Annotated in this window: 22 protein-coding genes; 17 read left to right on the top strand and 5 right to left on the bottom strand. The window is 71.1% G+C overall.

Going from position 1 to position 26,125, the window contains the following annotated elements:
* The first annotated feature begins 17 nt into the window (after positions 1–17).
* Positions 18–656, top strand: a complete 639-nt coding sequence (gene pcp / locus AC0Z9V_RS08925; protein ID WP_459268974.1) for a pyroglutamyl-peptidase I — start codon at positions 18–20, stop codon at positions 654–656.
* On the opposite strand, the gene AC0Z9V_RS08920 is transcribed toward pcp, so the two are convergent.
* The gene (locus tag AC0Z9V_RS08920) at positions 634–1,152 is read right to left on the bottom strand and encodes an eCIS core domain-containing protein (protein WP_485141302.1); all 519 of its coding nucleotides are present in this window, start codon (positions 1,150–1,152) and stop codon (positions 634–636) included. The two genes, pcp and AC0Z9V_RS08920, sit on opposite strands and share 23 nt — an antisense overlap.
* A 204-nt stretch (positions 1,153–1,356) precedes the next feature.
* Here AC0Z9V_RS08920 and pheS point away from each other — a divergent pair, with 204 nt between their 5' ends.
* From pheS to AC0Z9V_RS08905, 3 genes are all read left to right on the top strand, one after another.
* On the top strand, positions 1,357–2,439 hold the full coding sequence (gene pheS / locus AC0Z9V_RS08915) for a phenylalanine--tRNA ligase subunit alpha (RefSeq protein ID WP_133082248.1): 1,083 nt from the start codon (positions 1,357–1,359) through the stop codon (positions 2,437–2,439).
* The gene (gene pheT / locus AC0Z9V_RS08910; RefSeq protein WP_485141301.1) at positions 2,440–4,983 is read left to right on the top strand and encodes a phenylalanine--tRNA ligase subunit beta; all 2,544 of its coding nucleotides are present in this window, start codon (positions 2,440–2,442) and stop codon (positions 4,981–4,983) included.
* Between the two features lie 704 nt (positions 4,984–5,687).
* A complete protein-coding gene (locus tag AC0Z9V_RS08905; protein WP_485141300.1) occupies positions 5,688–6,341 on the top strand; it encodes a neutral zinc metallopeptidase in 654 nt (217 codons plus the stop codon).
* Positions 6,342–6,378: 37 nt separating this feature from the next.
* Here the strand turns inward: AC0Z9V_RS08905 and AC0Z9V_RS08900 are convergent, their stop codons facing one another.
* Positions 6,379–7,344, bottom strand: coding sequence for a zinc-binding dehydrogenase (locus AC0Z9V_RS08900; RefSeq protein ID WP_133082251.1), 966 nt, complete (start codon positions 7,342–7,344; stop codon positions 6,379–6,381).
* A 105-nt stretch (positions 7,345–7,449) separates the two neighbouring features.
* On the opposite strand from AC0Z9V_RS08900, the gene argC reads away from it, so the two are divergent.
* From argC to AC0Z9V_RS08855, 9 genes are all read left to right on the top strand, one after another.
* Positions 7,450–8,481, top strand: coding sequence for an N-acetyl-gamma-glutamyl-phosphate reductase (argC, locus tag AC0Z9V_RS08895; protein WP_485141299.1), 1,032 nt, complete (start codon positions 7,450–7,452; stop codon positions 8,479–8,481).
* Entirely contained in the window at positions 8,478–9,647 is a 1,170-nt protein-coding gene (gene argJ, locus AC0Z9V_RS08890; RefSeq protein WP_485141298.1) for a bifunctional glutamate N-acetyltransferase/amino-acid acetyltransferase ArgJ, read from the top strand. Before argC ends, argJ begins: the two co-directional genes overlap by 4 nt.
* A gap of 131 nt (positions 9,648–9,778) precedes the next feature.
* Positions 9,779–10,738, top strand: coding sequence for an acetylglutamate kinase (gene argB, locus AC0Z9V_RS08885; RefSeq protein WP_485141671.1), 960 nt, complete (start codon positions 9,779–9,781; stop codon positions 10,736–10,738).
* On the top strand, positions 10,735–12,030 hold the full coding sequence (locus AC0Z9V_RS08880; protein WP_485141297.1) for an acetylornithine transaminase: 1,296 nt from the start codon (positions 10,735–10,737) through the stop codon (positions 12,028–12,030). Before argB ends, AC0Z9V_RS08880 begins: the two co-directional genes overlap by 4 nt.
* The gene (gene argF, locus AC0Z9V_RS08875; RefSeq protein WP_459268982.1) at positions 12,027–12,989 is read left to right on the top strand and encodes an ornithine carbamoyltransferase; all 963 of its coding nucleotides are present in this window, start codon (positions 12,027–12,029) and stop codon (positions 12,987–12,989) included. The genes AC0Z9V_RS08880 and argF overlap by 4 nt, the downstream gene beginning before the upstream one ends.
* The gene (locus tag AC0Z9V_RS08870; RefSeq protein ID WP_133082257.1) at positions 12,986–13,525 is read left to right on the top strand and encodes an arginine repressor; all 540 of its coding nucleotides are present in this window, start codon (positions 12,986–12,988) and stop codon (positions 13,523–13,525) included. The genes argF and AC0Z9V_RS08870 overlap by 4 nt, the downstream gene beginning before the upstream one ends.
* Positions 13,526–13,654: 129 nt before the next feature.
* Complete coding sequence (locus tag AC0Z9V_RS08865; RefSeq protein WP_208740850.1) at positions 13,655–14,857, top strand: argininosuccinate synthase; 1,203 nt, start codon at positions 13,655–13,657, stop codon at positions 14,855–14,857.
* Positions 14,857–16,341, top strand: coding sequence for an argininosuccinate lyase (gene argH / locus AC0Z9V_RS08860; RefSeq protein WP_208740851.1), 1,485 nt, complete (start codon positions 14,857–14,859; stop codon positions 16,339–16,341). Before AC0Z9V_RS08865 ends, argH begins: the two co-directional genes overlap by 1 nt.
* Positions 16,342–16,535: 194 nt before the next feature.
* Positions 16,536–18,464, top strand: coding sequence for an ABC transporter ATP-binding protein (locus AC0Z9V_RS08855; RefSeq protein ID WP_485141296.1), 1,929 nt, complete (start codon positions 16,536–16,538; stop codon positions 18,462–18,464).
* Positions 18,465–18,517: 53 nt separating this feature from the next.
* Here the strand turns inward: AC0Z9V_RS08855 and AC0Z9V_RS08850 are convergent, their stop codons facing one another.
* Both AC0Z9V_RS08850 and AC0Z9V_RS08845 read right to left on the bottom strand, forming a co-directional pair.
* Complete coding sequence (locus AC0Z9V_RS08850) at positions 18,518–19,063, bottom strand: methylated-DNA--[protein]-cysteine S-methyltransferase (RefSeq protein WP_485141295.1); 546 nt, start codon at positions 19,061–19,063, stop codon at positions 18,518–18,520.
* The gene (locus tag AC0Z9V_RS08845) at positions 19,060–20,697 is read right to left on the bottom strand and encodes a DNA-3-methyladenine glycosylase 2 family protein (protein WP_485141294.1); all 1,638 of its coding nucleotides are present in this window, start codon (positions 20,695–20,697) and stop codon (positions 19,060–19,062) included. Before AC0Z9V_RS08845 ends, AC0Z9V_RS08850 begins: the two co-directional genes overlap by 4 nt.
* A 92-nt stretch (positions 20,698–20,789) precedes the next feature.
* Here AC0Z9V_RS08845 and AC0Z9V_RS08840 point away from each other — a divergent pair, with 92 nt between their 5' ends.
* Genes AC0Z9V_RS08840 through tyrS form a run of 4 tightly spaced genes read left to right on the top strand, consistent with a single transcriptional unit; the run spans position 20,790 to position 25,659 of the window.
* Complete coding sequence (locus AC0Z9V_RS08840) at positions 20,790–21,434, top strand: DNA-3-methyladenine glycosylase (RefSeq protein WP_485141293.1); 645 nt, start codon at positions 20,790–20,792, stop codon at positions 21,432–21,434.
* A gap of 2 nt (positions 21,435–21,436) precedes the next feature.
* Positions 21,437–22,018, top strand: coding sequence for an adenine phosphoribosyltransferase (locus AC0Z9V_RS08835; protein WP_485141670.1), 582 nt, complete (start codon positions 21,437–21,439; stop codon positions 22,016–22,018).
* Between the two features lie 50 nt (positions 22,019–22,068).
* On the top strand, positions 22,069–24,321 hold the full coding sequence (locus AC0Z9V_RS08830) for a HelD family protein (protein ID WP_485141292.1): 2,253 nt from the start codon (positions 22,069–22,071) through the stop codon (positions 24,319–24,321).
* A gap of 12 nt (positions 24,322–24,333) precedes the next feature.
* The gene (gene tyrS / locus AC0Z9V_RS08825) at positions 24,334–25,659 is read left to right on the top strand and encodes a tyrosine--tRNA ligase (protein ID WP_133082265.1); all 1,326 of its coding nucleotides are present in this window, start codon (positions 24,334–24,336) and stop codon (positions 25,657–25,659) included.
* A 251-nt stretch (positions 25,660–25,910) separates the two neighbouring features.
* Here tyrS and AC0Z9V_RS08820 read toward each other — a convergent pair.
* A partial coding sequence (locus AC0Z9V_RS08820) for a hypothetical protein (RefSeq protein ID WP_485141291.1) occupies positions 25,911–26,125 on the bottom strand: 215 nt, incomplete at its 5' end.

Raw genomic sequence — 26,125 nt, 5'->3', positions numbered from 1 at the left:
TCGTCTAGGCTGTCAGCATGATCCTGCTGACAGGTTTCGAACCCTTCGGGGGAGAAGCGACCAATCCGTCCTGGCTCGCCGCCCGGCGGGCCGCAGCCCTCCTCACCGCCGAAGGACAGCAGGCCGTCGCCGTCGAGGTCCCGTGCGTCTTCGGGCGGAGCATCGAGGTGCTCGAGGCCGCTCTCGAGCGGTACCGTCCGGGCATCGTCCTGGGCGTCGGGCAGGCCGGCGGTCGGGAGCGCGTCTCGATCGAGCGCGTGGCGATCAACGTGGACGACGCGCGCATCCCCGACAACGCCGGGTGCCGGCCCATCGACGAGCCCGTGGTGCCCGGGGGGCCGGCGGCGTACTTCTCCTCCCTGCCCATCAAGGCGTGCCGCGAGGCCGTGGCGGCGCTGGGCGTACCGGTGGAGGTCTCGCAGACGGCGGGCACCTACGTCTGCAACCACATCTTCTACGGCCTGATGTCGCTCCTCGCGGACCACCCGGGGGTCCGCGGCGGTTTCGTCCACGTCCCGTACTCGACGGAGCAGGGCGGGGCCCATCGGCAGGCAGGCCTCCCCATCGAGGACATGGCCGCGGCCCTCGTGGCCATCGCGACGACGGCGGCCGGCACGACGGCGGACGCCCGGATCACCGCGGGCGCGGAGCACTGACGCGGGACCGGCCGTCGGGACGTGCCGCACCTAGGACGGCCCGGCGCCCCCGCAGGGACAGGATGTTCCGAACCACGCCTGCGAGCGGCCGGAGCGGTCGCTCGCGGTAGCCGCCGTCGACCAGTCCGGCGTTCCGCTCGAACAGGTTGCGCGACGCCGGGTCGCCGGTCCGCAGCAGCGAGTACGCCGCCGCCAGCAGGTAGGCCGGGAGGAAGGGGAGCCCGAGGCAGGCGGCGTACTGCCGGGTGTGGCGGGCCTCGTGCTCCAGGAGCCGGGCGAAACCCGCGGGAGCGCCGTCGGGCACCCGCCCCCTGAGCAGCACCACGCTGCCCACCGTGAAGGCACGCGCCCTCGGCAGGCGGCGGCGGTACCCTTCCGCGAGCAGGATCCCGTGAGGGCCCGGTGAGACCCGGCAACCCGACAGGGCCGCGACAGCGAGCCCGCACGGCGTCGACAGGTTGATCCAGTTGAGGAACGGTACGAGTCCCGGCGTCATGCCGTCATCGTACGGCGCACCGCGCCGCCCGGCAGCAGGTCCGGCGGCAGGTCCGGCGGCCGGTGCGGTTGTGGTGCCGCCGAGCCCGTCGCCTAGACTTGACACGCCGGTGCGCCCCGCTGCGACCCGGCGTTTTCCTGTCCACGGCCCGGACTGTCCGCAGACCGCCCGCCGCACACCGAGAGTGCAAGGTAAGCAAACCCCATGTCCGAAACCCCAGAGCACGCCGGGCCAGGCGGCCCGGGCGCCCCCGTCCCCGATCCGCTGGACGCCGCGTCGGTCGCCGCCGCGGTCGACGCCGCGCTCGCCGACATCGCAGCCGCAGCCGACCTCGACGCGCTCAAGGGGGTCCGGATCGCGCACACCGGCGAGAAGTCGCCGCTGAGCCTCGCGAACCGGGGGATCGGCGCCCTGCCGAAGGAACAGAAGTCCGCGGCGGGCAAGAACATCGGGCCCGCCCGCGGCCGGATCAACTCCGCCCTGGCGTCCCGTACGACGGAGCTCGAAGCGGAGCGCGATGCCCGGATCCTCGTCGAGGAGGCCGTGGACGTCACCGCCGCCCCCCGCCGTCGTCGGCCCGGGGCACGCCACCCCCTGTCCACGCTGCAGGAACGTGTCAGCGACGTCTTCGTGGGCATGGGCTGGGAGATCGCAGAAGGCCCCGAACTGGAGTCCGAGTGGTTCAACTTCGACGCGCTGAACTTCAAGCCGGACCACCCGGCCCGCGAGATGCAGGACACCTTCTTCGTGGAGCCGCCCGAGGCGCACCTCGTGCTGCGCACGCACACCTCGCCCGTCCAGGTGCGCTCCATGCTCGAGCGCGAGCTGCCCATCTACGTCCTGTGCCCGGGCAAGGTGTTCCGCACCGACGAGCTCGACGCCACCCACACCCCCGTCTTCCACCAGTTCGAGGGACTCGCGATCGACAAGGGCCTCACCATGGCCGATCTCGTGGGCACGCTGGAGCACTTCACGCGCCAGCTCTTCGGCGACGAGGCGAAGGTACGCCTGCGCCCCAACTACTTCCCGTTCACCGAACCCAGTGCAGAGCTCGACATCTGGCATCCCGGCGCCAAGGGCGGACCGCGCTGGATCGAGTGGGGCGGCTGCGGCATGGTTCATCCGAACGTGCTCCGCGCCACCGGGATCGACCCGGACGTGTACTCCGGGTTCGCCTTCGGCATGGGGATCGAACGGGCCCTCATGTTCCGCAACGAGGTCAGCGACATGCGGGACATGATCGAGGGCGATGTACGTTTCAGCGAACACTTCGGGATGGAGATCTAGGTGAGAATCCCACTGTCCTGGCTGCGCGAGTACGCAGCCGTGCCCGCGGATGCGACCGCGGAAGACGTGATGGCCGAGCTCGTGAAGGTCGGCCTCGAGGAAGAGGACGTCCATCGTCCCACCGACGAGCTGACCGGTCCCATCGTGGTCGGCCAGGTGCTCAGCCTCGTCAAGGAACCGCAGTCCAACGGCAAGACCATCAACTGGTGCACCGTCCGCGTGGTGCCCGAGGGCGCCGAGCAGACGCTCACGGGCGACGGTATCGACCCCTCGGGCGTGCAGGGCATCGTCTGCGGTGCCCACAACTTCGTCGAGGGCGACAAGGTGGTCGTCACCCTGCCCGGAGCGGTCCTTCCCGGCGACTTCCGCATCAGCCCCCGCAAGACCTACGGCCACGTGTCCGCCGGCATGATCGCGTCGGTGCGCGAACTCGGCATCGGCGAGGACCACGACGGCATCCTGGTGCTCTCCACCCTGGGGCTCGACCCCGAGGTGGGCACGGACGCCATGGAACTCCTCGGCCTGTACGACGAAGCCGCCGAGATCAACGTGACCCCCGACCGCGGGTACTGCTTCTCCATCCGGGGCGTCGCACGCGAATACGCGCACGCCACCGGGACGGCGTTCACGGACCCGGCAGCCGCCGTCGTCGTCCCCACCGCGGCGGGCCCCGGCTACCCGGTGCGCCTCGAGGACTCGGCCCCCATCTACGGCAGGCAGGGCTGCGACCGTTTCGTCGCCCGGACCGTCCGCGGCGTCGACCCGTCGCGTCCCACCCCGCCGTGGCTGTCCGCGCGCCTCCGCCTCGCCGGGATCCGCTCCATCTCCCTCGTGGTCGACATCTCGAACTACGTGATGCTCGAACTCGGCCAGCCGCTGCACTTCTACGACCTCGACAAGCTCTCGGGCGACATCGTGGTCCGCCGTGCCGTCGCAGGGGAGACGCTGCGGACCCTCGACGACCGGGAGCGCACGCTCGACGCCGAGGACCTGCTGATCACCGACGCGACCGGCCCCATCGGGATCGCCGGCGTCATGGGCGGCGCGGCGACCGAGGTCTCGGGGGACACCCGCAACGTCCTCATCGAGTCCGCCCACTTCGAGGAGGTCGGTATCGGCCGGTCCCGGCGCCGCCACCGGCTGCCCTCGGAGGCGTCCAAGCGCTTCGAGCGCGGCGTGGACTGGAACGTGGCGGACGTCGCCGCGCAGCGCGCCGTCGAACTCCTCCTCGAGCTCGCGGGCGGCACGGTCGACGACACCGCGACGGACGCCGGCCAGGCCCCGGAGCCGCGCGTCGTCGAGCTGGCGGCCGACTTCCCGGCCCGCCTGATCGGACGGCCGTTCACGGACGAGCAGATCCGGGGGACGCTCACCGACCTCGGCGCAGCCGTGGCGGACGCCGACGGCGGATACCGGGTCACGGTGCCGAGCTGGCGCACCGACCTCGAGACCCGCGAGGACCTCACCGAGGAGATCATCCGGCTCGTCGGCTACGACACGATCCCGTCCACCCTGCCCGTCGCGCCTCCGGGACGCGGCCTGACCCGCCTGCAGCAGCAGCGCCGCCGGCTCCTGAACGCGCTCGCCGCGGCAGGACTGACGGAGGTGCTGTCCTACCCGTTCGTCAGCGGGCACGCCAACGCCGTCTTCGGCACGCCGGACGAGGGAGCTGCCGTCGCCTCGGTCAAGCTCGCGAACCCGCTCAGCGCGGAGCTCGGATACCTGCGCCGGTCGATTCTCCCCGGTCTGGTGGAGCTCGCGAAGCGCAACTCCTCGCGCGGCTTCCGTGACCTGGCCCTGTTCGAGACGGGCGCCGTCTTCCTGCCGGGGGACGTGCTCGGCACACCATCCATCCCGCCGCTCGGTGCCCGGCCCGACGACGAGGTCCTGGACGCCCTGTACGCCGGTATCCCGGACCAGCCGCAGACCATCGCTGCACTGTTCACGGGCCACGAGGCGGCGCCGTCGGCAGGCGTCGTCCCGCGCGCCTGGGATTGGGCCGACGCTGTGGACGTCGTCCGGCTGATGGCACAGGTCGCCGGGGTCGACGTCGTCGTGCGGCAGGGGAGCCACCAGGCGTTCCACCCGGGACGCACCGCGGAGTTCTCGCTGCGCAGCGGAGAGGTGCTGGGCTACGCGGGTGAGCTCCACCCGAAGCTGATCGCCGCGCAGGACCTCCCGGCGCGCACGGTGGCGCTGGAGGTCGACGCGGACCTGCTGCTCGACGCCGCAGCGGACGTCATCGTCGCGCGGCCGCTGTCCACCTACCCGCCGGCCACGCAGGACGTGGCCCTCGTGGTCGACGCCGGGGTGGTCGCGGGGGACGTGCTCGAGACGCTCCGTGAAGGCGCAGGGGAGCTCCTCGAGGACGTCAGCCTGTTCGACGTGTACACGGGCCAGGGCATCGGTGAGGGACGGAAGTCGCTGGCGTTCGCCCTGCGCTTCCGCGCCCCGGACCGCACCCTGACGGCGGACGAGGCCAGCGCGGCACGCGATGCCGCAGTCGCGCTGGCAGGAGAGCGGTTCGGCGCCGTCCAGCGCTGAGCGACGGCAGCTCCGGGCCCGCCCGGAGCTGCCGTCGTCGCCCCCGTACGGAGCGCGTGCCCGCAGAGGGTCGCTCCGGAGGAACGCCGGCACCTCTGAACGACGCCTTCCGGCCCATGAACGGGCGGGAGGAATCGATCTACGATTGACGCAGCAACCACGGCGTTGCAACGGTGCTCACCGGGCCGGCTCCCTGCGCACAGGCCTCAGATCCACGCGGGAGCTGTGCCGTTTCGGGCAGTGGCACGGCCCTGCCCGCTTATCCACCTGGTCCGGCCTGCGCGGGGAGCCGCTCCAGGACCGCAGCAGTCCTTGTCGGAAGCCCTCCCCATGGCCGCCACATCCTCCCGTCCAGCCCGCACCCTCACTCTCTGCCTGCCCGCCCTGTGGCTGCTCGCGGCATGCACCCCGCCACCGGCCCAGACCGATGTGCCCGTTGATCCTCCTCCGAGCCGTCACGCTTCTCCGGACGGATCCCGATCGTCCGCCCGGACAGGGGCCGCTGAGCCGCAGCGGTGGCCCGGTTCGCCGCGCCCGGGGGCGGAACCGTCGGGGACCGGGCGGACGGCCGACGGCGGGAGATGCCCGCAGGCAGGCACTTCCTGCCTGCTCCCGATGGCACCGGCAATTCCCGCTCGCGTGCCGCCTCGCAGCCGCGCGCCGCAGCCCGGGGCTGCCGGGCCCATGCATTCCTACCTCCTCGGGTGCTCCGCGACCTCGATACGCAGTGGAGCGCCTGGTTCGACGACAACGGGCTGGGAGAGCCAGTGGTCTACTACACCCTCATCCCGCCGGGGAGGACCCATTCCTCACACTGCAGGGACCCGCACACCTCGCACCGCATCACGGGGGAGCACGACCACCCCAACGCCTACTACTGCCCGGTGGATCCCTACGACCCCGACGACCCGGCGAACCCCCGTCACGCCGGAGACTCGGACAACGGCATGATCATTCTTCCGGTGACCACCCTCCAGCACCTGTGGAGCGCGGGATCCACCACCGGAAGCGCCGGGGAGTTCGCCGTGGCACTGGTGCTCGCCCACGAATTCGGGCACCACGTGCAGCATGAACTCGCGCTCCACTGGTCCGAGGCATCCTCCGACCCGGTTCCGGTGTTCACGGGAGCCAATCGCGAACTGATCGCCGACTGCCTCGCCGGCACGTGGCTCTCCACCCGGTACCTGCCCGAGGCCCTGGGCCCGGCCGCGGTCCACGGGGCGTTCGCGGCCGTCGCGGCGATGGGGGTCGCGCAGTCGGCCACCGGCTACGGGTCGGGCCAGGAACGGCGCGACGCCTTTCTCCTCGGCGCCGCGGGAGGCGGACCCGGGGACTGCATCGCGGCCTACTGGGGATGAGCCGTACATCGCCCGCTTCCCGGCGGCCCGGGACGGCTCAGGGCAGGAGCAGCACCTTGCCCGTGGTGCGCCTGGCCTGGAGGTCCTCGTGGGCCCGTGCCGCGTCGGCGAGGGCGTAGCGCGCGCCGACGCGGACATCGAGCTGCCCTGCGGCCACGGCACCGAACAGTTCCTCGGACCGCCAGCGCCGCTCCTCGGGTGTCAGCAGGTAGTGCGCCAGCGTGGGACGGGTGAGGAAGATCGAGCCACCGCTGTTGAGGCGTTGCGGATCGACCGGCGGCACCGGCCCGGACGCCGCGCCGTAGAGGACGAGCGTCCCGCGGATCCGGAGCGAGCGCAGGGACTCGTCGAAGGTCGCCCTGCCCACCCCGTCGTACACCACGTCCACCCCGGTGCCGTCGGTGAGGTCACGGACCGCGCCGGCGAAGTCCTCGTACCGCAGGACCTCGTCGGCCCCCGCACCGCGGGCCAGCTCCTCCTTCTCCGGCGTCGACACCGTCGTGATCACGCGCGCGCCCTTCGCCTTGAGCAGCTGGATCAGCAGGAGGCCCACGCCGCCGGCGCCCGCGTGCGCGAGGACCGTCTGGCCGGGCTGCACGGCGAACGTCGAGTTGATCAGGTAGTGGGCGGTCATGCCCTGCAGGGGGAGGGCGGCAGCCGTCTCGAGGTCCACGCCGTCGGGCACAGGGAGCGCCTTGTCGGCGTCGACGACGGCGAACTCCCCGTAGGTTCCCTTGCCCTCGGCGAAGGCGACCCGGTCGCCCGTTCCGAAGCCCCGGACGTCCGCACCCACGGCCTCCACCGTCCCGGCCGCTTCGGCTCCCGGCGTGAAGGGATACTGCATCGGATAGGCGCCGCTGCGCTGGTACGTCTCGATGAAGTTCACGCCGGCCGCAGCGACCTTCACCAGGAGCTGCCCGGGTCCGGCATCGGGCCGGTCCACGGTCGCGAGCGTGAGGACGTCCGGACCGCCGGGTTCGGAGACGACGATGGCAGAGGGCATGATGCTGGTCCTTTCAGTGGCGTGTCCTCATGCTATTCCCGCCGCCCCGAATTCGATATGCATGATTATGTGCCGGCATGCATACCCTTGCTGTACGCTGGGCTCATGACGTTCACCGCAGCCGTGTCCGGCGCCAGTGGCTACGCCGGAGGAGAGCTCCTGCGCCTCCTCGCCAACCACCCAGGGATCGAGATCGGCGCGATCACGGCCCACAGCAACGCGGGAGCGCGCCTCGGCGAGCTGCAACCCCACCTCCATTCCCTGGCCGACCGGGTGCTGCAGGAGACCTCGCCCGAGGTGCTCGCGGGGCACGACGTCGTCTTCCTGGCCCTCCCGCACGGCGCCAGTGCGGAGATCGCCGCGCAGCTGTCACCGGAGACCCTCGTGATCGACGCAGGGGCCGACCACCGCCTGCAGGATCCCGCCGCGTGGGAGAAGTTCTACGGATCGACCCATGCCGGGACCTGGCCGTACGGCCTCCCGGAGCTCCCGGGTTCCCGTGCGGATCTTGCGGGGGCCCGGCGCATCGCCGTCCCCGGGTGTTATCCGACCAGCGCGCTCCTCGCGCTCACCCCCGGCTTCGCCGCGGGACTCCTCGAGCCCGACGACGTCGTGATCGTCTCCGCCTCCGGCACCTCCGGCGCGGGCAAGGCCGCCAAACCGAACCTCATCGGCTCCGAGGTGATGGGCGGGATGAGCCCGTACGGCGTCGGTGGCGGCCACCGCCACACCCCGGAGATCGAGCAGGGCCTCAGCCTCGCCGCCGGCGAGCGCGTCTCGCTGTCCTTCACGCCGACCCTCGCCCCCATGGCCAGGGGCATCCTGACGACCGCGACCGCGAAGGTGCGCGCGGGTGTCGACCATGCCCGGCTCCGGGACGCGTGGGAGTCCGCGTACGCCGAGGAACCCTTCGTCCGCGTCCTCCCCGAGGGCCAGTGGCCCTCGACGAAGTCCGTGCTGGGCTCGAACTACGTGAACCTGCAGCTCGCCTTCGACGAGCATGCGGGCCGCGTGGTCGTCAGCAGCGTCATCGACAACCTCACCAAGGGGACCGCCGGCGGAGCCGTGCAGTCCATGAACATCGCCCTCGGACTCGACGAGACCGCGGGCCTGACCATCCAGGGGATCGCACCGTGAGCATCACCTACCCGGGCGGGTTCCGTGCCGCAGGCGTGGCCGCCGGCCTCAAGAGCACCGGCAAACCTGACGTCGCGCTCGTCGCCAACGACGGTCCGCTGCACAACGCCGCAGCCGTCTTCACCACCAACCGGGTCGCCGCCGCGCCCGTGCTGTGGTCCCGCCAGGTCGTCTCGGACGGACGCGTGGACGCCGTCGTCCTCAACTCCGGCGGCGCCAATGCCTGCACCGGCCCGGAGGGATTCCAGAACACGCATCGCACGGCCGAGGCCACGGCGGAACTCCTCGGCGTCTCTGCGACGGACGTCTTCGTCTGTTCCACGGGCCTGATCGGCGAGCAGCTCCCCATGGACCGGCTCCTCGCGGGCGTGACCGGCGCGGCCGGGTCCCTCGGCAGGGGAGGCGGCCCGACCGCGGCCGAGGCGATCATGACCACGGACACCGTTCCGAAGGAGGCCCGCTACCCGGCGACCGCCGACTCGGCGAGCGAGGGCTACGCGATCGGCGGCATGGCCAAGGGAGCCGGCATGCTCGCCCCCGGCCTCGCCACGATGCTCGTGGTGCTGACCACGGACGCGGCGCTGGATCCCGCGGCCCTCGACGCAGCGCTGCGCGAGGCCACGCGGGTCAGCTTCGACCGTACGGACGCAGACGGCTGCATGTCGACCAACGACACCGTCGTGCTCCTCGCCTCCGGCGCGGCGGGCGTGGCCCCCGACCAGGCGCAGTTCACGGCGGCCCTGACGGACGTCTGCCTCGACCTCGCCGCGCAGCTCATCAACGATGCCGAGGGCGCCAGCCACACCATCGACGTGCGGACCGTCAACGCGGCCTCCGAGCGCGACGCCGAGACGGTCGGCCGCGCCGTCGCCCGGTCCAACCTCTTCAAGACCGCCATCTTCGGCAACGACCCCAACTGGGGACGCGTGCTCGCCGCAGTCGGCACGACGGACGCCGCATTCGAACCGGACCGGCTGAACGTCTCGATGAACGGCGTGCAGATCTGCCGGAACGGCGGCATCGGTGACTCCCGCGACCTCGTGGACCTCACCGGGCGCGACGTCACCGTGGAGATCGACCTCGCTGCCGGCTCCGCGTCCGCCACGATCTGGACCAACGACCTCACGCACGAGTACGTGCACGAGAACTCCGCCTACTCGAGCTGACGGGAGACGCCATGACCGACACGACAAACGCCACGACGACAGGCACGACACCCGGCACTACACCCGGCACCACACCTGGCACGACCCCGTCGGCATCGACCCTGAGGGCCCAGGACAAGGCCGCCACCCTGATGGAGGCCCTGCCCTGGATCCAGCGCTTCGCGGGCACCACGATGGTCATCAAGTACGGCGGCAACGCCATGGTCGACGACGAGATGCGCCGCGCCTTCGCCGAGGACATCGTGTTCCTGCACCACGTCGGCATCCGTCCCGTCGTGGTGCACGGCGGCGGCCCGCAGATCAATGCGATGCTCGGACGCCTCGGCATCGAGTCCGAGTTCAAGGGGGGACTGCGCGTCACGACCCCCGAGGCCATGGACGTGGTCCGGATGGTCCTCACCGGCCAGGTGGGCCGGGAGCTCGTGGGCCTCATCAACTCCCACGGCCCCTACGCCGTCGGGCTCTCCGGCGAGGACGGCGGGCTCCTCCGCGCCGTCCGCACCGGCACCGTCGTCGACGGCGAGCAGGTGGACCTGGGCCTCGTCGGCGAGGTGACCGCCGTCCACCCCGGCGCCATCCTGGACATCCTGCAGGCCGGCCGCATCCCCGTGATCTCCACGGTCGCCCCGGAGTACGACGCCGACGGCGACGCCACCCAGCAGGTCCTGAACGTCAACGCCGACTCCGCGGCCGCCGCCCTGGCCGCCGCACTCGGGGCGTCGAAGCTCGTCATCCTCACGGACGTCGAGGGCCTGTACGCCGCATGGCCGGACCGCTCGTCGCTCATCTCCTCCCTCTCCGCGGCGCAGCTCCGCGAACTCCTGCCGAGCCTCCAGTCCGGCATGATCCCGAAGATGGCGGCATGCCTCCAGGCCGTCGAGGCCGGCGTGGAACGGGCCCACATCGTCGACGGACGCCTGGCCCACTCCATGCTGCTGGAGACGTTCACCACCGCCGGCATCGGCACGCAGGTCGTGCCCGACGTCGTGCCCGGCGTCGTGCCCACGGGTACCAGATCCACAGGTCCAGCACCCACCGGTCCAGCACCCACCGGTCCAGCACCCACCGATCCAGCAGGAGCACAGGCATGAACGAGACCGCCATCGCGACCCATGGACGGCACGCGGCAGCGCCGGCAGCCGATGGCGCCGTCGACCTGCTCACGGGCGGTGACTCCGGCGCGGAGTGGCTCGCGCGCTACAACGGAGCGCTCCTGGGTGTCTTCGGGACGCCGCAGCGCGTCCTCGTCCGCGGGTCGGGCTGCTACGTGTGGGACGCGGACGGTACCCGGTACCTCGACCTGCTCGGCGGGATCGCGGTGAACGCCCTCGGCCACGCGCACCCCTTCGTCACCTCCGTCGTCTCGAGCCAGCTCGCCACCCTCGGCCACATCTCGAACTTCTTCACGAGCCCCACGCAGGTGGCGCTCGCCGAGAAGCTGCTCGCACTGGCACAGGCACCCGCCGGCTCGCGCGTGTTCTTCACCAATTCCGGCACGGAGGCACTCGAGGCCGCCGTCAAGCTCGCCCGCAGGAACAGCACCACCGGGAGGCGCCGCATCCTCGCGCTCGACGGCGCCTTCCACGGGCGCACCATGGGTGCTCTCGCCCTCACGTCCAAGAAGGCCTACCGGGAGCCGTTCGAGCCCCTGCCGGCCGGCGTCGAGCACATCCCCTTCAACGACACCGACGCCCTCCGCGAGGCCATGGACGGCTCCGTGGCCGCACTGGTCCTCGAGCCCATCCAGGGTGAGGCCGGCGTCCGTCCGCTCTCACCGGAATACCTCCGCACCGCCCGCGAACTGACCCGCGAGCACGGTGCCCTCCTGATCCTCGACGAGGTCCAGTCCGGTATCGCGCGGACCGGCCACTGGTTCGCGCACCAGGCGGTCGACGGCGTGGTCCCGGACGCCATGACCCTCGCCAAGGGCCTCGGCGGGGGCTTCCCGGTCGGAGCCCTCGTCACCTTCGGCGAGGACGTCTCGGGGCTGATCGGTGCAGGCCAGCACGGCACCACCTTCGGCGGGAATCCCGTGGCCACGGCCGCCGGCCTCGCCACCCTGCACGCGCTGGAATCCATGGGTGCCCTGCAGCACGCCTCCGACGTCGGCGCGTACCTCCGTGCCGGCCTCACCGCCGTCGACGGCGTCGCAGCCGTCCGCGGCGAGGGCCTGCTGATCGGATTCGACCTCGACGGAGAGCACGCTCCCGCTGCGGTCCAGGCCGCGCTCGCCGCGGGGTTCATCATCAACGCGACCGGTCCGTCGACCCTCCGCCTCGCGCCCCCGCTCATCCTCACCACCGAGCAGGCGGCGACGTTCCTCGACGCCCTGCCCGCCATCCTCCGCACCGCCCAGACCCCAGCCCGGGAGGCATCAGCATGACGCGTCACTTCCTCGTCGACACCGACCTCTCGCCGGCGGAGCAGGCGGAGGTCCTCGACCTCGCCGCGGAACTCAAGGCGGCCCCCTACGCGCACGCCCCCTTCGCAGGAGAGGGCGCCGGACGCAGGACGGTCGCGGTGATTTTCGACAAGACCTCCACGCGCACCCGGGTCTCCTTCGCCGCCGGGATCGCCGACCTCGGCGGCGTGCCGCTCATCATCGGCGCGGGCGACTCGCAACTCGGGCACAAGGAGACCATCACCGACACGGCGAAGGTGCTCGAGCGGATGGTCGCGACGATCGTCTGGCGCACCTACGCCCAGGCCGGACTCGAGGAGATGGCCGCGGCGTCGAGCGTCCCCGTCATCAACGCCCTGTCCGACGACTACCACCCGTGCCAGCTGCTCGCGGACCTCCTCACCATCCGCGAACACAAGGGCGCCCTCGCCGGGCTGACCATGACCTACCTGGGGGACAGCGCCAACAACATGGCGAACTCCTACCTGCTCGCAGGCGCCACCGCGGGGATGCACGTGCGGGTCGCCGGGCCGGAGGGCTACCTGCCCGGACCCGCGGTCGTGGCCGCCGCCGAGGCGCGGGCCGCCGAGACCGGCGGGTCCGTCCTCGTCACCACCGACGCCGCCGTCGCCCTCGCCGGTGCGGACGTCGTCGCCACCGACACCTGGGTCTCGATGGGCCAGGAGGACGAGAAGGCCGCCCGGCAGGAGCTGTTCCGGTCGTACGCCGTGGACGCGGCGGCCATGGCGCAGGCGGCGCCCGACGCCGTCGTGCTCCACTGCCTGCCCGCGTACCGCGGCTACGAGATCGCCGCCGAGGTCATCGACGGCCCGCAGTCCCTCGTGTGGGACGAGGCGGAGAACCGGCTGCATGCGCAGAAGGCGCTCATGACCTGGCTCGTGGCCCGATCCACCGGGCAGGGCCCGGAGCGGACGCCATGACCGTCCAGCGCGATCCCGTGCGTCCCACCACGAAGACGGCGCGGCACGCACGCATCACGGATCTCCTCACGGCGCAGTCCGTGCGCTCCCAGGTGGAGCTCGCCGCGCTCCTCGCCGCGGACGGTGTGCAGGTGAACCAGGGCACGCTGTCGCGGGACCTCGTGGAGCTCGGCGTCGTGCGCGTCCGGGGAGCCGATGGCGCGCTCGTCTACGCCGTACCCGTGGAGGGCGGCGGCCGGCACGCCCAGAGCGGCGTCTCGCAGGAGATCCTCGACGCACGGCTCGCGAAGCTGTGCAACGAACTGCTGGTGACGGCCGAGTCCTCGGGCAACATCGTCATCCTCAGGACGCCGCCGGGAGCCGCGAACTTCCTCGCCCTGGCCATCGACCACTCCGTGATGCCGTCCATCCTGGGCACCATCGCGGGGGACGACACCGTGATGCTCGTGAGCCGGGAGCCCGACGGCGGTGCCGCCGTCGCCGAACGGTTCCTCGGACTCGCACAGGAACCGCAGGGACCCGCCGAGCAGTCCTGACGCCCGCGCCGATAGGCTGGCACCAGTGCGCCCCGCGCCACCCCCGGACCACCCGAACCACCTCGTGACACCAGCTACGAACAGACGACCCACGGGCGCCCCGCCCGGACAATCGAAGGAGCACATCCCGTGACCGAACGCATCGTCCTCGCCTACTCCGGCGGACTCGACACCTCCGTCGCCATCGGCTGGATCGCCGAAGCCACCGGGGCCGAGGTGATCGCCGTGGCCGTCGACGTCGGACAGGGCGGCGAATCACTCGAGACCATCCGCCAGCGCGCCCTCGGCTGCGGTGCCGTGGAAGCCTACGTGGCGGACGCCCGCGACGAATTCGCCACCGACTACTGCATGCCCGCGCTCAAGGCGAACGCCCTCTACATGGACGCGTACCCGCTCGTCTCGGCGCTGTCCCGTCCCGTCATCGTCAAGCACCTCGTCGCAGCCGCCCGCCAGTTCGGCGCCACGACCGTCTCCCACGGCTGCACCGGCAAGGGCAACGACCAGGTCCGCTTCGAGGTCGGCATCCAGACCCTCGGCCCGGACCTGAAGTGCATCGCACCCGTCCGGGACCTCGCCCTCACGCGTGACAAGGCCATCGCCTTCGCCGAGGAGAAGGGCCTGCCGATCGAGACCACCAAGAAGAACCCGTTCTCCATCGACCAGAACGTCTGGGGTCGGGCCGTCGAGACCGGCTTCCTGGAGGACATCTGGAACGCGCCGACCAAGGACGTCTACGACTACACCGAGTCGCCCGAGTTCCCGCCCGCCGCGGACGAGGTCACCATCTCCTTCAAGGAGGGCATCCCCGTCGCGATCGACGGCAACGCCGTCACCCCGCTGCAGGCCATCGAGGAGCTCAACCGCCGTGCGGGCGCCCAGGGCATCGGCCGCATCGACATCGTGGAGGACCGCCTCGTCGGCATCAAGAGCCGCGAGATCTACGAGGCGCCCGGCGCGATGGCCCTCATCGCCGCACACCGCGAACTCGAGAACGTGACGATCGAGCGCGAGCAGGCCCGCTTCAAGAAGACGGTCGACCAGCGCTGGACCGAACTGGTGTACGACGGCCAGTGGTTCTCCCCGCTCAAGCGCTCGCTCGACACGTTCGTCGACGACACGCAGAAGTACGTGACCGGGGACATCCGCATGGACCTCCACGGTGGCCGTGCGACGGTCACGGGCCGCCGTTCCGACGTCGCCCTCTACGACTTCAACCTCGCGACCTACGACTCCGGCGACACGTTCGACCAGTCGATGGCCCGCGGCTTCATCGAGATCTTCGGCCTCTCGTCCAAGGTCGCATCGAGCCGGGACCAGCGGGCGGGCGCCTGATGGTCCCACAGCACGACGGCGGCCCACGAGCGCAGGGGTCCCCGGCCGAGCGAAGCGAGGGTGGGGGGCGCCCGGGGACGAACGAGGGTTCGCTGTGGGGCGGCCGGTTCGCCGGCGGCCCCGCCGACGCCCTCGCCGCGCTGAGCAAGTCGACCCACTTCGACTGGCGGCTGGCGACGTACGACATCGAGGGCTCCCGCGCGCACGCGCGTGTCCTGAACAGGGCCGGACTGCTCGACGACGCCGAACTGGCCGGCATGATCGATGCCCTGGACCGCCTCGACGCCGACGTGCGATCGGGCGCCTATGTCCCGGCCGAGAGCGACGAGGACGTGCACGGGTCGCTCGAGCGCGGCCTCATCGAGCGTGCGGGGCCGGCCCTCGGCGGCAAGCTGCGCGCCGGCCGGTCCCGCAACGACCAGGTGGCGACGCTGGGACGGATGTATCTGCGGGACCACGCCCGCATCATCGCCCGCGGCGTCCTCGCCACGATCGGCGCGCTCGTCGACCAGGCGGAGGCGCACCTCGAGGCGCCTATGCCCGGGCGGACGCATTTGCAGCACGCCCAGCCGGTCCTGCTGAGCCACCACCTGCTCGCCCATGCGTGGGCACTGCTGCGCGACGTGCAGCGGCTGCAGGACTGGGACCGCCGTGCAGGGGTCTCGCCCTACGGCTCGGGAGCGCTCGCGGGTTCGTCGCTGGGTCTCGATCCCGAGGCGGTGGCAGCGGACCTCGGGTTCTTCTCGGCGACGCACAACTCCATCGACGGCACGGCCTCACGCGACGTGTACGCCGAGTTCGCCTGGGTGACCGCGATGATCGGCGTCGACCTCTCCCGCGTGAGCGAGGAGATCATCCTCTGGGCCACGAAGGAGTTCTCCTTCGTCACCCTGGACGACGCCTTCTCCACCGGATCCTCGATCATGCCGCAGAAGAAGAACCCCGACGTCGCCGAACTCGCGCGCGGCAAGGCGGGCCGGCTGATCGGTGACCTGACGGGCCTGCTCGCGACGCTCAAGGGCCTGCCACTGGCCTACAACCGCGATCTGCAGGAGGACAAGGAGCCCGTCTTCGACGCCGTCGACACCCTCGAGGTGCTGCTGCCGGCCGTCTCCGGGATGATCGCGACGCTGGTGTTCAACACCGCCCGCATGGCGGAGCTCGCACCCCAGGGTTTCGCCCTGGCGACCGACATCGCCGAGTGGCTCGTGCGTCAGGGCGTACCGTTCCGGGAGGCTCACGAGCTGTCCGGTGCTGCCGTCCGCGTCGCCGAGCAGCGCGGCGTCGAGCTGTGGGACCTGACGGACGAGGAATTCGCGGGCATCTCCGACCACCTGACGCCTGCCGTGCGCGAGGTGCTGACGGTCGAGGGATCACTGGCGAGCCGTGACGCCCAGGGCGGCACGGCTCCGACCGCCGTCCGGCGCCAGCTCGCAGCGCTGCGGACCGGACTCGAGGGCGTCGAGGGGTACCTCGCCGCCTGACCGCATGCCGGACGGCGCGGCTGCCCGACGGAGCCGCGCCGCCCGGCGGAGTACCGATCGCCGCTACCCCTGCCGGTGGCAGCCGCCGCTACGGTGGCCGGTATCAGCCGCCGCGACGGTGGTCGGGACCAGCCGCCGCTACGCCTGCCGCGAAGGGCTTTGACACCCGCCAGCGCCCGGCGCACTGTGTGAGGATGCAGCCCACCGCACCGCGTGCCACCCTGCGGGAGTTCTTCCCCTATCTGAGGGGACACGTGCGTGTGCTCCTCCTCGTCGCCGTCGTCTCCCTCGTCTCCACCGGCCTGTCGATCGCGCAGCCGCTGATGGTCCAGCAGCTCGTCAACGCCGTGTCCGCGAGCCGCCCGGCCACCGTGTTCGTCTGGTTCCTGGTTGCCATCACGCTGGGTGGCGCCGTGTTCGGGGCCGCGCAGTCCTACCTCCTGCAGCGGACGGCGGAGTCGGTGGTGCTCGGCGTGCGGCGGTCCCTGGTCGGGCAACTCCTGGCGCTGCCCATCCGGGAGTTCGACAGGAGGCGCGTCGGGGACCTCATGTCCCGGGTGGGCTCCGACACCACCCTGATGCGCAGCGTCATCACCTCCGGTCTCTTCGAGATCGTGTCGTCCATCCTGATGTTCTGCGCCGCCGTGGTCCTGATGGTGCTGATCGACCCGCTGCTGTTCGGGATCACGCTGTCCGCCGTCCTCCTCGGCGCGGGCGGGGTCCTGTTCCTCGGCCGCCTCATCCGCCGGCGGAGCCGGGACGTGCAGGATGCCGTGGGATCGATGACGGCGGCGGTGGAGCGCGGCCTCTCGGGCATCAGGACCATCAAGGCCTCCGTCGCCGAGGATCGCGAAGCCGCCGTGATCGACGTCGAGGCGTCGCGGGCCTATCGCGCCGGCATCGCCATGGCCCGCCTGCAGGCCGCCGTCCAGCCCATCATGTCGATCTGCATCCAGGGCGCCTTCATCGTGGTCCTCGCCGTCGGCGGGATCCGCGTGGCTGCAGGAGAGCTGCGGCTCGGCGACCTGATCGCGTTCATCCTCTACCTGTTCCTCCTCGTGATGCCGATCGGGTCGGCGATGAGCGCCTTCGTCCAGATCCAGTCGGGCCTCGCCGCGCTGGACCGCATCCAGGAGATCGCCCGGCTCGACCCGGAGCGGGCGGACGAGGCCCGCCCCTTCCCGGCCACGGGCGAAGCATCGATCCGGGAGCCGGCGCCGGAGACGGCGGCGGCTCTCCGGGACGCGTCGGCGGGACCCTTCCGCACGATCCGGGCAGCCGGTCCACCCGCAGGTTCGATCGAGCTGCGCGATGTCACCTTCCGCTACGCGTCGGACGCTGAGGACGGCGGCGCGACGGCGGCCCGTTCCCCGGACGGGACCGCCTCGCCGATCCCTCAGGGCCGCCCGGACGCGGAGGAGCCTCCGGGCGAGGGCCGACCCGTGCTCGACGGCGTCAGTTTCACCGTCCACGCCGGGAGCAGGACGGCGCTCGTCGGTCCCTCCGGTGCCGGGAAGTCCACGGTGCTGGCGCTGCTGGAGAGGTTCTACGAGCCCACGGGCGGCAGCATCACCTACGACGGCACAGCACTGTCGGAGATGCCGCGCTCCGAGCTCCGCTCACGGATCGGCCTCGTCGAGCAGGAGGCGCCGGTCCTCAGCGGGACGCTGGCCGACAATCTCCGGCTCGCCGCCCCTGACGCCACGGACGTCCAGCTCCGCCGCGTCCTGTCCGCCGTCGGCCTCGATGCGCTCGGGGACCGAACCGCCGACGGGCTGGACCTCAACCTGGGGGAGGACGGCATCCGGCTCTCCGGCGGGCAACGGCAGCGCCTCGCCTGGGCACGCGTGATCCTCGCGGACCGTCCGGTCCTGCTGATGGACGAGCCGACCTCCGCGGTCGATTCCCGGACGGAACAGTTGCTCCAGCAGACGCTGGGGGAGGCCTCGCGTGATCGCACCGTCGTCGTCGTCGCGCACCGCCTGTCGACCGTGGCGGACTTCGACCAGATCGTGGTGCTGGACCAGGGCCGGGTCACGGCTGTCGGGACCCACGAAGAACTGCTGGAGGAGAGCGATCTCTACCGCGACATGGCTTCCCGCCAGCGATTGGTGGCGGCCTGACCGGGTGCGGTCGGTGCTGGTGCCGTGCTTCCTGCTGTGCCGGCTCTCCCTGCTCAGAAGGCGGTCGAACGCCCTGCCTCGCGGTCGAGCAGCCGCTGCTTCACCGGCAGTCCCCAGCGGAAGCCGCCCAGGGACCCGTCGGTGCGGATGATCCTGTGGCACGGCACGAAGAGGGCGGCGGCGTTCTTCGCGCAGGCGCCAGCAGCGGCACGGACGGCGGTGGGATTGCCCGCCCGCTCGGCGTACTGGAGGTAGGTGACGGGCGTCCCCGGCTCCACCGTGCGCAGGATCTCCCACGCGTGTGCCCGGAAGGGTCCCGAGACCTGCCGCACGCGCACCGCGGTGATCGCGTCGAAATCGCCGTCGTAGTACCGGGACACGGCGTCGAGGATGGGCTGCACGGCGGACGCCGCCGGGTCGAAACTCGCGGCCCTGATGCTCGGATGGATCTGCCCGGTCAGGTCGGACGCCAGCTCCGTCCAGCCGGAGGAGAGGACGGAGCCTTCCGCCTCGATGACGGTGAACGGGCCGTCGGGGGTGTCGACCGTGGTGGTGGTCGCTCCGCGGAGGAGCGGAGGTGCGGCGAGCGTGGTGGTCATGGCTGTGTGTCCGTTCGATCGATGGGAACAGGGTACGCGGTCGCCGGGACGACGGGGGTCGGCGGCCCGACGACGGCGGTGTCGTCCGGCGCCCCGGCGGCACGCCAGAGGTGCAGCATCGCGTAGGAGCGCCACGGCCGCACCTCGGCCAGGGCCTCGCCCAGGACTGGAGGGGACGGGAGATCATCGGCATCCGGAGGGCGCCGCGCGTCGGCAGGTACTGCGCGGTGGTCGGTCCGTCCGACGAGCCGCGACCAGCCGCTGCGGACCGCGGCATCGGAGGGCAGGGAGACGTCCGGGTGGCCGAGGACGCGCATCGTGACGTAGTCCGCCGTCCACGGCCCGACGCCGTCGAAACTCAGGAGGTCCGCGCGCAGTGCGTCGGGATCGGATCCCACGCCGAGTTCCAGGGTGCCCGAGGCCAGCGCCCGTGCCACCGCCCGCAGGGTGCTCCTGCGGCGGCGCGGCCCGCGGAGGAGCGGTTCGGGCATGTCGGCGAGCTCGTCGGCGGTCGGGAACATCCTGTCCAGGTCCGTACCCGGGGCCTCGACCACCGGGCCGGCGGCGGCGAGGCGGCCGAGTGCCTTCGCCGCCGCAGCGACGGTGACCTGCTGGCCGACGATCGCACGGATCAAGGTCTCCCCGGCATCGAGCGATCCGGGAAGGCGCATGCCGGGTGTGGCAGCGACCAGGGCGGTGAGGTACCGGCTGCGGGCGAGCGCAGCATCGATCGCCACCGGATCGGCGTCGAGGTCGAACAGGCGACGGATGCGGCTCAGGAGCGCCGGCAGGTCCCGCAGCCCCGCGACGGACACCGTCACCGGCAGCACCGCCTGTCCCTCACCGCGCGCCTCGACGGCGCCTGCCCTGAACCAGGCCGGTCCGGCGGGCAGGCGGAGCAGCCGCTCGTAGGTCAGGTCCGTGCCTCGCTCCACGCCGTCGATCGCACGCGCGGCGAGGAAACGGAAGATCCCGTTGTCGTACGGCAGCCTCACGGGAAGGGACAGCGACAGCCGGAGGGGTCCGCCGACCTCGTCCGCGCCGCCGTCCACGCCGCCGTCCGCGCCGCCGGACCGCTGCCGGGAGGCTTCCCGCACCTGACGCGGGGTGAGGTCGAAGACCTGCTGCACCGTGTCGTTGAACTGCCGGATACTGCCGAACCCGGCGGCGAAGGCGACATCGGCGAAGCGCAGCGGCGAACCCGTGAGCAGGGCACGCGCCGTCTGGGCGCGGTGCGCCCGGGCCAGGGCGAGCGCGCCTGCACCGAGTTCGTCCTTCAGGATGCGGTTGAGGTGCCTGGGGGAGTAGCCGAGGCGGGCAGCGAGGCCGGGAACGCCTGTCCGATCCACCTCGCCGTCGGCGATGAGACGCATCGCCCTCGCCGCTGCGTCGCTGCGGAGGTTCCATTCCGGATCGCCGGGAACCGCCTCGGGGAGGCATCGCTTGCAGGCGCGGTACCCGGCGTCGTGGGCGGCGGCAGACGTCCGGTAGAAGGTGACATTGGACGGCTTGGGGGTCCGCGCCGGGCATGAGGGGCGGCAGTAGATGCCCGTGCTCGACACGGCGGTCACGAACTGCCCGTCGAAGCGCACGTCACGCCCATCGATCGCCCGGTACTGCTGCCAGAAGTCCATGCCGCCATCCTGCCACCGGCCGCAGGCTCGAACTAGCGGGATTCGGACATGGCCGCGGGCCTCCTCGGTCGGGGCTTTGCTACCGTCGACGGGTGATCGAGGACAGCGGAACACGCGAGGACATCCGGACCAGGCTCGGTGGCAGCGCGCTCGACGTCGCCCCCTGGCTTCTGGGCGCACACCTCACCCACCAGGACGACGACGGCCGCGTCACGGTACGCATCTCCGAGGTGGAGGCCTACCTCGGCCCCGACGATCCGGGCTCCCATGCCTTCCGGGGACGGACCGCCCGGAACGCGACCATGTTCGGGCCGGCCGGTCACCTGTACGTCTACTTCACCTACGGCATGCACTACTGCGCCAACATCGTGTGCGGCAGCGACGGACGGGCCACGGGTCTGCTGCTGCGCGCCGGCGAGATCGTCGAGGGGGCGGACCTCGCGCGCGCCCGACGCAACCAGCCGGCGTCGGACCTCGATCTCGCCCGGGGCCCGGCGCGCCTCGCGCAGGCGCTCGGAGTGGATCGCCGGTTCGACGGCGCCGATGTCCTCGCAGATCCCTTCCGGCTCGTCCTGCCCGGCGAGCCGCCCGCAGCGATCAGCCGGGGGCCGCGCGTCGGCGTGAGCGGTGTCGCCGGCACCGGGGAGTACCCGTGGCGCTTCTGGCTCCCGCAGGACCCGACCGTCTCCCGGTACCGTCCGGGCAGACCGCCCGCAGCCCGTAAGGTTGATCCGTGACGATGAGCGGAGCGGACGCCGGGGAGACCCCGGCCCGGGCACCAGGTACAGCGGGACTCGCAGCCGACGCGAGGGAAGCCATCGACCGCCTGAGTGCCGTCGTTCCCGACTTCCCGTCCCCGGGCATCCTGTTCCGCGACCTCACTCCCGTCTTCTCCGACGCACGGGCCTTCCGTACCGTCGTCGATGCGTTGTCGGCGCCGTTCGCCGGGTCGTTCGACGCCGTGGCAGGAGTCGAGGCCCGTGGCTTCCTCCTCGCGGCCGCCGTCGCCTATGCGACCGGCACGGGTGTCGTCACCGTCCGGAAGGCGGGCAAGCTCCCGCGTGCGGTGTACCGGGAGTCCTACGATCTCGAATACGCCCAGGCAGCACTCGAGATCCACCAGTCGGACCTGCCCGCCGGTGCGCGCGTCCTGGTGCTCGACGACGTCCTCGCCACGGGCGGAACACTCGTCGCGGCCTGCGCGTTGCTCGAAAAGGCCGGCGCCGTCGTCGTGGGGTGCGGTGTCGTCCTCGAGCTCGGGGACCTGGACGGGCGGACCAGCCTGGCGGGACGGACCGTCCACGCGCTGGAAACCGTGTGACACCCACCGCGCTAGAATTGACGGTCCGCCTTTGAAGAAGGAAGTGCCCGATGCACGAGACATCCCAGGCCAACGCCGAGCTGGACTACGAGCGCGTCTACGTCGACGGGCTGTACCGCCGTCTCGATGAACTCCGCGCCGAGAAGGCCCAGCAGCTCGCCGAGGTCCGGCGCACCCAGGCGGCGGGTTCCCACCAGAACCGGTCGGAGCGCGACGCATTCGCCACCATGTACGAGGATCGCCTGGCCCAGCTGAACGCCGTCGACGATCGGCTGGTCTTCGGTCGACTCGACCTCGACAGCGGCGACAAGCGCTACATCGGACGCATCGGTCTCTCCGACGAGGAGCTCCGCCAGCTGATGGTCGACTGGCGCGCGCCGGAGGCGGGCACCTTCTACCAGGCCACGGCCTTCGAGCGCATGGGCGTCCGACGCCGGCGCCACCTGATCCTGTCCCGGAGGGACGTCGTCGCCATCGAGGACGACGTCCTCGATGTGGACCTGCTGGGCGACGACGATTCGCTGCAGGGGGAGGGAGCCCTGCTCGCGGCACTCAACTCGCGGCGCACGGGGCAGATGTCCGACATCGTCGGGACCATCCAGGCGGAGCAGGACCGCATCATCCGCGCACCCCTCCCCGGTGTCACCGTCGTCCAGGGCGGCCCGGGTACCGGCAAGACGGCTGTCGCGCTGCACCGGGCCGCGTACCTCCTCTACACGCACCGGGAACGGCTGAAGTCGGCGGGCGTGCTGCTGGTCGGGCCCACCGACGCCTTCATGAAGTACATCGAGCGGGTCCTCCCGTCCCTCGGCGAGACCGGGGTCGTCATGGCCGGGATCGGGACCCTGATGCCGGGCGTGACGACGGTGCAGGAGGCCAGCGAGGAAGCCGCCGCCATCAAGGGCCGGCTCGAGATGGCACAGGTCATCAGGACCGCCGTCGCCAACCGCGAACGGGTGCCCGCCGAGAACAAGCGCCTCAACGTCGAAGGCACCATGCTGACGCTCACGCCCCGCCAGGTCTCCCGGGCACGTGAGCGCGCGCGCGCCACGGGGAAGCCGCACAACGAGGCCCGCGTCACCTTCGTCAAGATCCTCCTGCGGGAGCTCACCGAGCAGTTGCTGGACAAGCTCGAGGAGTCGTCGGGTGGCGGGAACAACGCCGACCGTTCCTACCTGGCCGAGGACGTCCGGAGCGCACGCGACGTGCGGATCGCACTGAACCTCGCCTGGATGCCCCTGACGCCGCAGAAGCTCGTCTCGGAGTTGTTCGCGCGCCCGGAACTGCTGCGTGCGGCAGCGCCGGGCCTGAGCGACGACGAACTGGCCGCGCTGGCCCGACCGGTCGACGCTCCGTGGACCGAGGCGGACGTGCCCCTGCTCGACGAGGCGGCCGAACTGCTCGGCGAGCTCGATCCCTCCGCCGGGCGTGACAGCGCGGCCCGCGAGCAGGAGCAGAAGCGCGATCTCGCCAACGCCGAGCGCGCCCTCGAGAACGTCAACGCCTCGCTCGAGGATGCCGGGGTGGACGGTGTGCTGACGGCGGCAGACCTCGCGCAGCACAACGCCGTGTCCGCGAGCCGGCTGTCCGCCGCCGACCGCGCCTCCGGGGACCGCACGTGGGCCTACGGGCACATCGTGGTGGACGAGGCACAGGAGCTGTCCCCGATGCAGTGGCGACTGCTCATGCGGCGTTGCCCGTTAAAGTCCTTCACCATCGTCGGCGACATCGCCCAGACCAGTTCCGCCGCGGGATCACGGTCCTGGCAGCAGGCGCTCGAGCCGTTCGTGGGCGACCGCTGGCAGCTCGAGGAGCTGACGGTCAACTACCGCACCCCCTCCCAGATCGCCGAGGCAGCCGTGCGGATGGCCAATGCGGCGGGCCTGGTCGTGTCGGCTCCCAAAGCCGTGCGGGAGGGGAGGTTCGCACCCGTGCTCGATACGGTGCAGGACCTCCTGCCCGCCCTGGTGCGCGCCCTGCCGGAGGAACTCACGGCGATCGACGGCGGTCTGCTCGCCGTCATCGCACCGGACGACCTCCTGGCCGACGCCCGTGCGGCGCTGGCACCCGGGTACGGCGACCGCGTGGGGTCCGGTGCGGGTGGTCCGGGCCAGGACATCGTCGTCATCGGTCCCCGCGAGTCGAAGGGACTCGAGTTCGACGGCGTGGTCATCCTCGAGCCCCAGGAGATGCTCGACTCCGCCACGGCGAGGGTCGGAGACCTGTACGTGGCGATGACACGCCCCACCCAGCGCCTGCGCGTCATGTCCACCGGCCGAATTCCCGCTGGTATTGCCGGCTGATAATTTGTAGGGGTGTCCCAGCAAACAGATACCCCGGTCAGTGGCCTCGAGGGCCAGCGCAACGATCCGTCCTTCGCGAGCATCTACGACGAGCTCGTGTGGCGTGGGCTGGTCTATGTGTCCACCGACGAGGGTGAACTGAGGGAACTGCTGGCAGGACCGCCCATCACGTTCTACTGCGGGTTCGACCCGACGGCCCCGAGCCTGCACCTGGGCAACCTCGTCCAGCTCCTGACCATGCGACGGCTCCAGCTCGCCGGGCACCGGCCCCTGGGCCTCGTCGGGGGATCCACGGGCCTCGTCGGCGATCCGCGGCCGACGGCGGAGCGGACGATGAACACGAAGGAGACCGTCGCCGAGTGGGTCGGCTCCCTGCAGGGGCAGGTGCAGAAGTTCCTCGACTTCGACGGCGGCAACGCCGCCCGGATGGTGAACAACCTGGACTGGACCGGTCCGATGAGCGTCATCGACTTCCTGCGCGATGTGGGCAAGTACTTCCGCGTGGGCACGATGATCAAGAAGGAGACCGTGGCCAAGCGGCTGAACTCCGACGAGGGCATCAGCTACACCGAGTTCAGCTACCAGATCCTGCAGGGCATGGACTACCTGCAGCTGTTCCGTGAGTACGGATGCGTCCTTCAGACCGGTGGCTCCGACCAGTGGGGGAACCTGACCAGCGGCACCGACCTGGTGCGCAAGGTCGAGGGTAAGGGCGTCCATGCGATCGGCACCCCGCTGATCACCAATTCGGACGGTACGAAGTTCGGCAAGAGCGAGGGCAATGCCATCTGGCTGGACGCCGCGATGACGAGCCCGTACGCGATGTTCCAGTTCTGGCTCAACACCTCGGACGCCGACGTCGCCGAGCGCCTGCGGATCTTCACCTTCCGTACCCGCGCCGAGATCGAGGAGCTGGAGCGGGCGACGGCGGAGCGTGCGCACGAGCGGGCGGCGCAGCGAGCGCTGGCGTACGACGTGACCTCGCTGGTGCACGGGGTCGAGGCGACCGAGAAGGTCATCGCCGCGTCCGCGGCGCTCTTCGGCCAGGGCGATCTGGGTGGGCTCGACCTCGCCACGCTGCAGGCTGCGACGGCGGAGCTCGAGTCCGTCTCCGTCGCGAAGGACGGACTCGGGATCATCGACCTCCTGGTCGCGTCGGGGCTGTCCGCGAGCAACTCCGCGGCCCGCCGGACCGTCGCCGAGGGTGGCGCGTACGTCAACAACACGAAGGCCACGGACGCCGACCACAGGTTCGGCGATGAGGACCTGCTGCACGGTCGGTACCTCCTTCTCCGCCGCGGCAAGCGGAACCTCGCGATGATCGACGTCGTCCGATAGGTCCTCCTCGTCCTGCCTTTCGTGCCGGCATCCCCATCCGGGGGTGCCGGCACGTCTGTTCCCGGGGCCCGTATCGGTGGGGCACGGGTGGATTTGCCGGTGGGGCGGGATGGTCGTATAGTAGTGGAGTTGCCCCGGTGAGGGTGACCATCCCCTTCAAATCATGTGGTGGGTTCGTGCGCTCTTGAGCGGTAGCGGATTTACCTTTTATTTGTGGTGGGTTGGCTCTTGTTGTTTCTTTTGGTCTGGCATTACGCCACGGCGGGGGATTTGACAAGGGAAAAAGAAATGAAATAAGCTGTGAATGTAACGGCGAGGGAAAACAAGCCCGGAAAGCGTGGAAGCGCGGGGGTTCGTGAGTAATCGTTTGTTCCTGTTGTTTGAGAACTCAATAGTGTGCCAAGTTTGTTGATACCGATTGTTTTTTGATTGGTTGAATTTGCTGGTTGCCGCACCCCGTGTGGTG

Source organism: Arthrobacter sp. UYP4, from assembly GCF_057291175.1.
The sequence above is the reverse complement of the archived record's forward strand: the minus strand, read 5'-3'. Positions and strand labels throughout refer to the sequence as shown.

Coding starts and splice junctions, on each gene's coding strand:
- pcp (WP_459268974.1), top strand. CDS start 18: ATGATCCTGCTGACAGGTTTCGAACCCTTCGGGGGAGAAGCGACCAAT.
- AC0Z9V_RS08920 (WP_485141302.1), bottom strand. CDS start 1,152: ATGACGCCGGGACTCGTACCGTTCCTCAACTGGATCAACCTGTCGACG.
- pheS (WP_133082248.1), top strand. CDS start 1,357: ATGTCCGAAACCCCAGAGCACGCCGGGCCAGGCGGCCCGGGCGCCCCC.
- AC0Z9V_RS08900 (WP_133082251.1), bottom strand. CDS start 7,344: ATGCCCTCTGCCATCGTCGTCTCCGAACCCGGCGGTCCGGACGTCCTC.
- argC (WP_485141299.1), top strand. CDS start 7,450: ATGACGTTCACCGCAGCCGTGTCCGGCGCCAGTGGCTACGCCGGAGGA.
- argB (WP_485141671.1), top strand. CDS start 9,779: ATGGAGGCCCTGCCCTGGATCCAGCGCTTCGCGGGCACCACGATGGTC.
- AC0Z9V_RS08880 (WP_485141297.1), top strand. CDS start 10,735: ATGAACGAGACCGCCATCGCGACCCATGGACGGCACGCGGCAGCGCCG.
- argF (WP_459268982.1), top strand. CDS start 12,027: ATGACGCGTCACTTCCTCGTCGACACCGACCTCTCGCCGGCGGAGCAG.
- AC0Z9V_RS08870 (WP_133082257.1), top strand. CDS start 12,986: ATGACCGTCCAGCGCGATCCCGTGCGTCCCACCACGAAGACGGCGCGG.
- argH (WP_208740851.1), top strand. CDS start 14,857: ATGGTCCCACAGCACGACGGCGGCCCACGAGCGCAGGGGTCCCCGGCC.
- AC0Z9V_RS08855 (WP_485141296.1), top strand. CDS start 16,536: ATGCAGCCCACCGCACCGCGTGCCACCCTGCGGGAGTTCTTCCCCTAT.
- AC0Z9V_RS08850 (WP_485141295.1), bottom strand. CDS start 19,063: ATGACCACCACGCTCGCCGCACCTCCGCTCCTCCGCGGAGCGACCACC.
- AC0Z9V_RS08845 (WP_485141294.1), bottom strand. CDS start 20,697: ATGGACTTCTGGCAGCAGTACCGGGCGATCGATGGGCGTGACGTGCGC.
- AC0Z9V_RS08835 (WP_485141670.1), top strand. CDS start 21,437: ATGAGCGGAGCGGACGCCGGGGAGACCCCGGCCCGGGCACCAGGTACA.
- AC0Z9V_RS08830 (WP_485141292.1), top strand. CDS start 22,069: ATGCACGAGACATCCCAGGCCAACGCCGAGCTGGACTACGAGCGCGTC.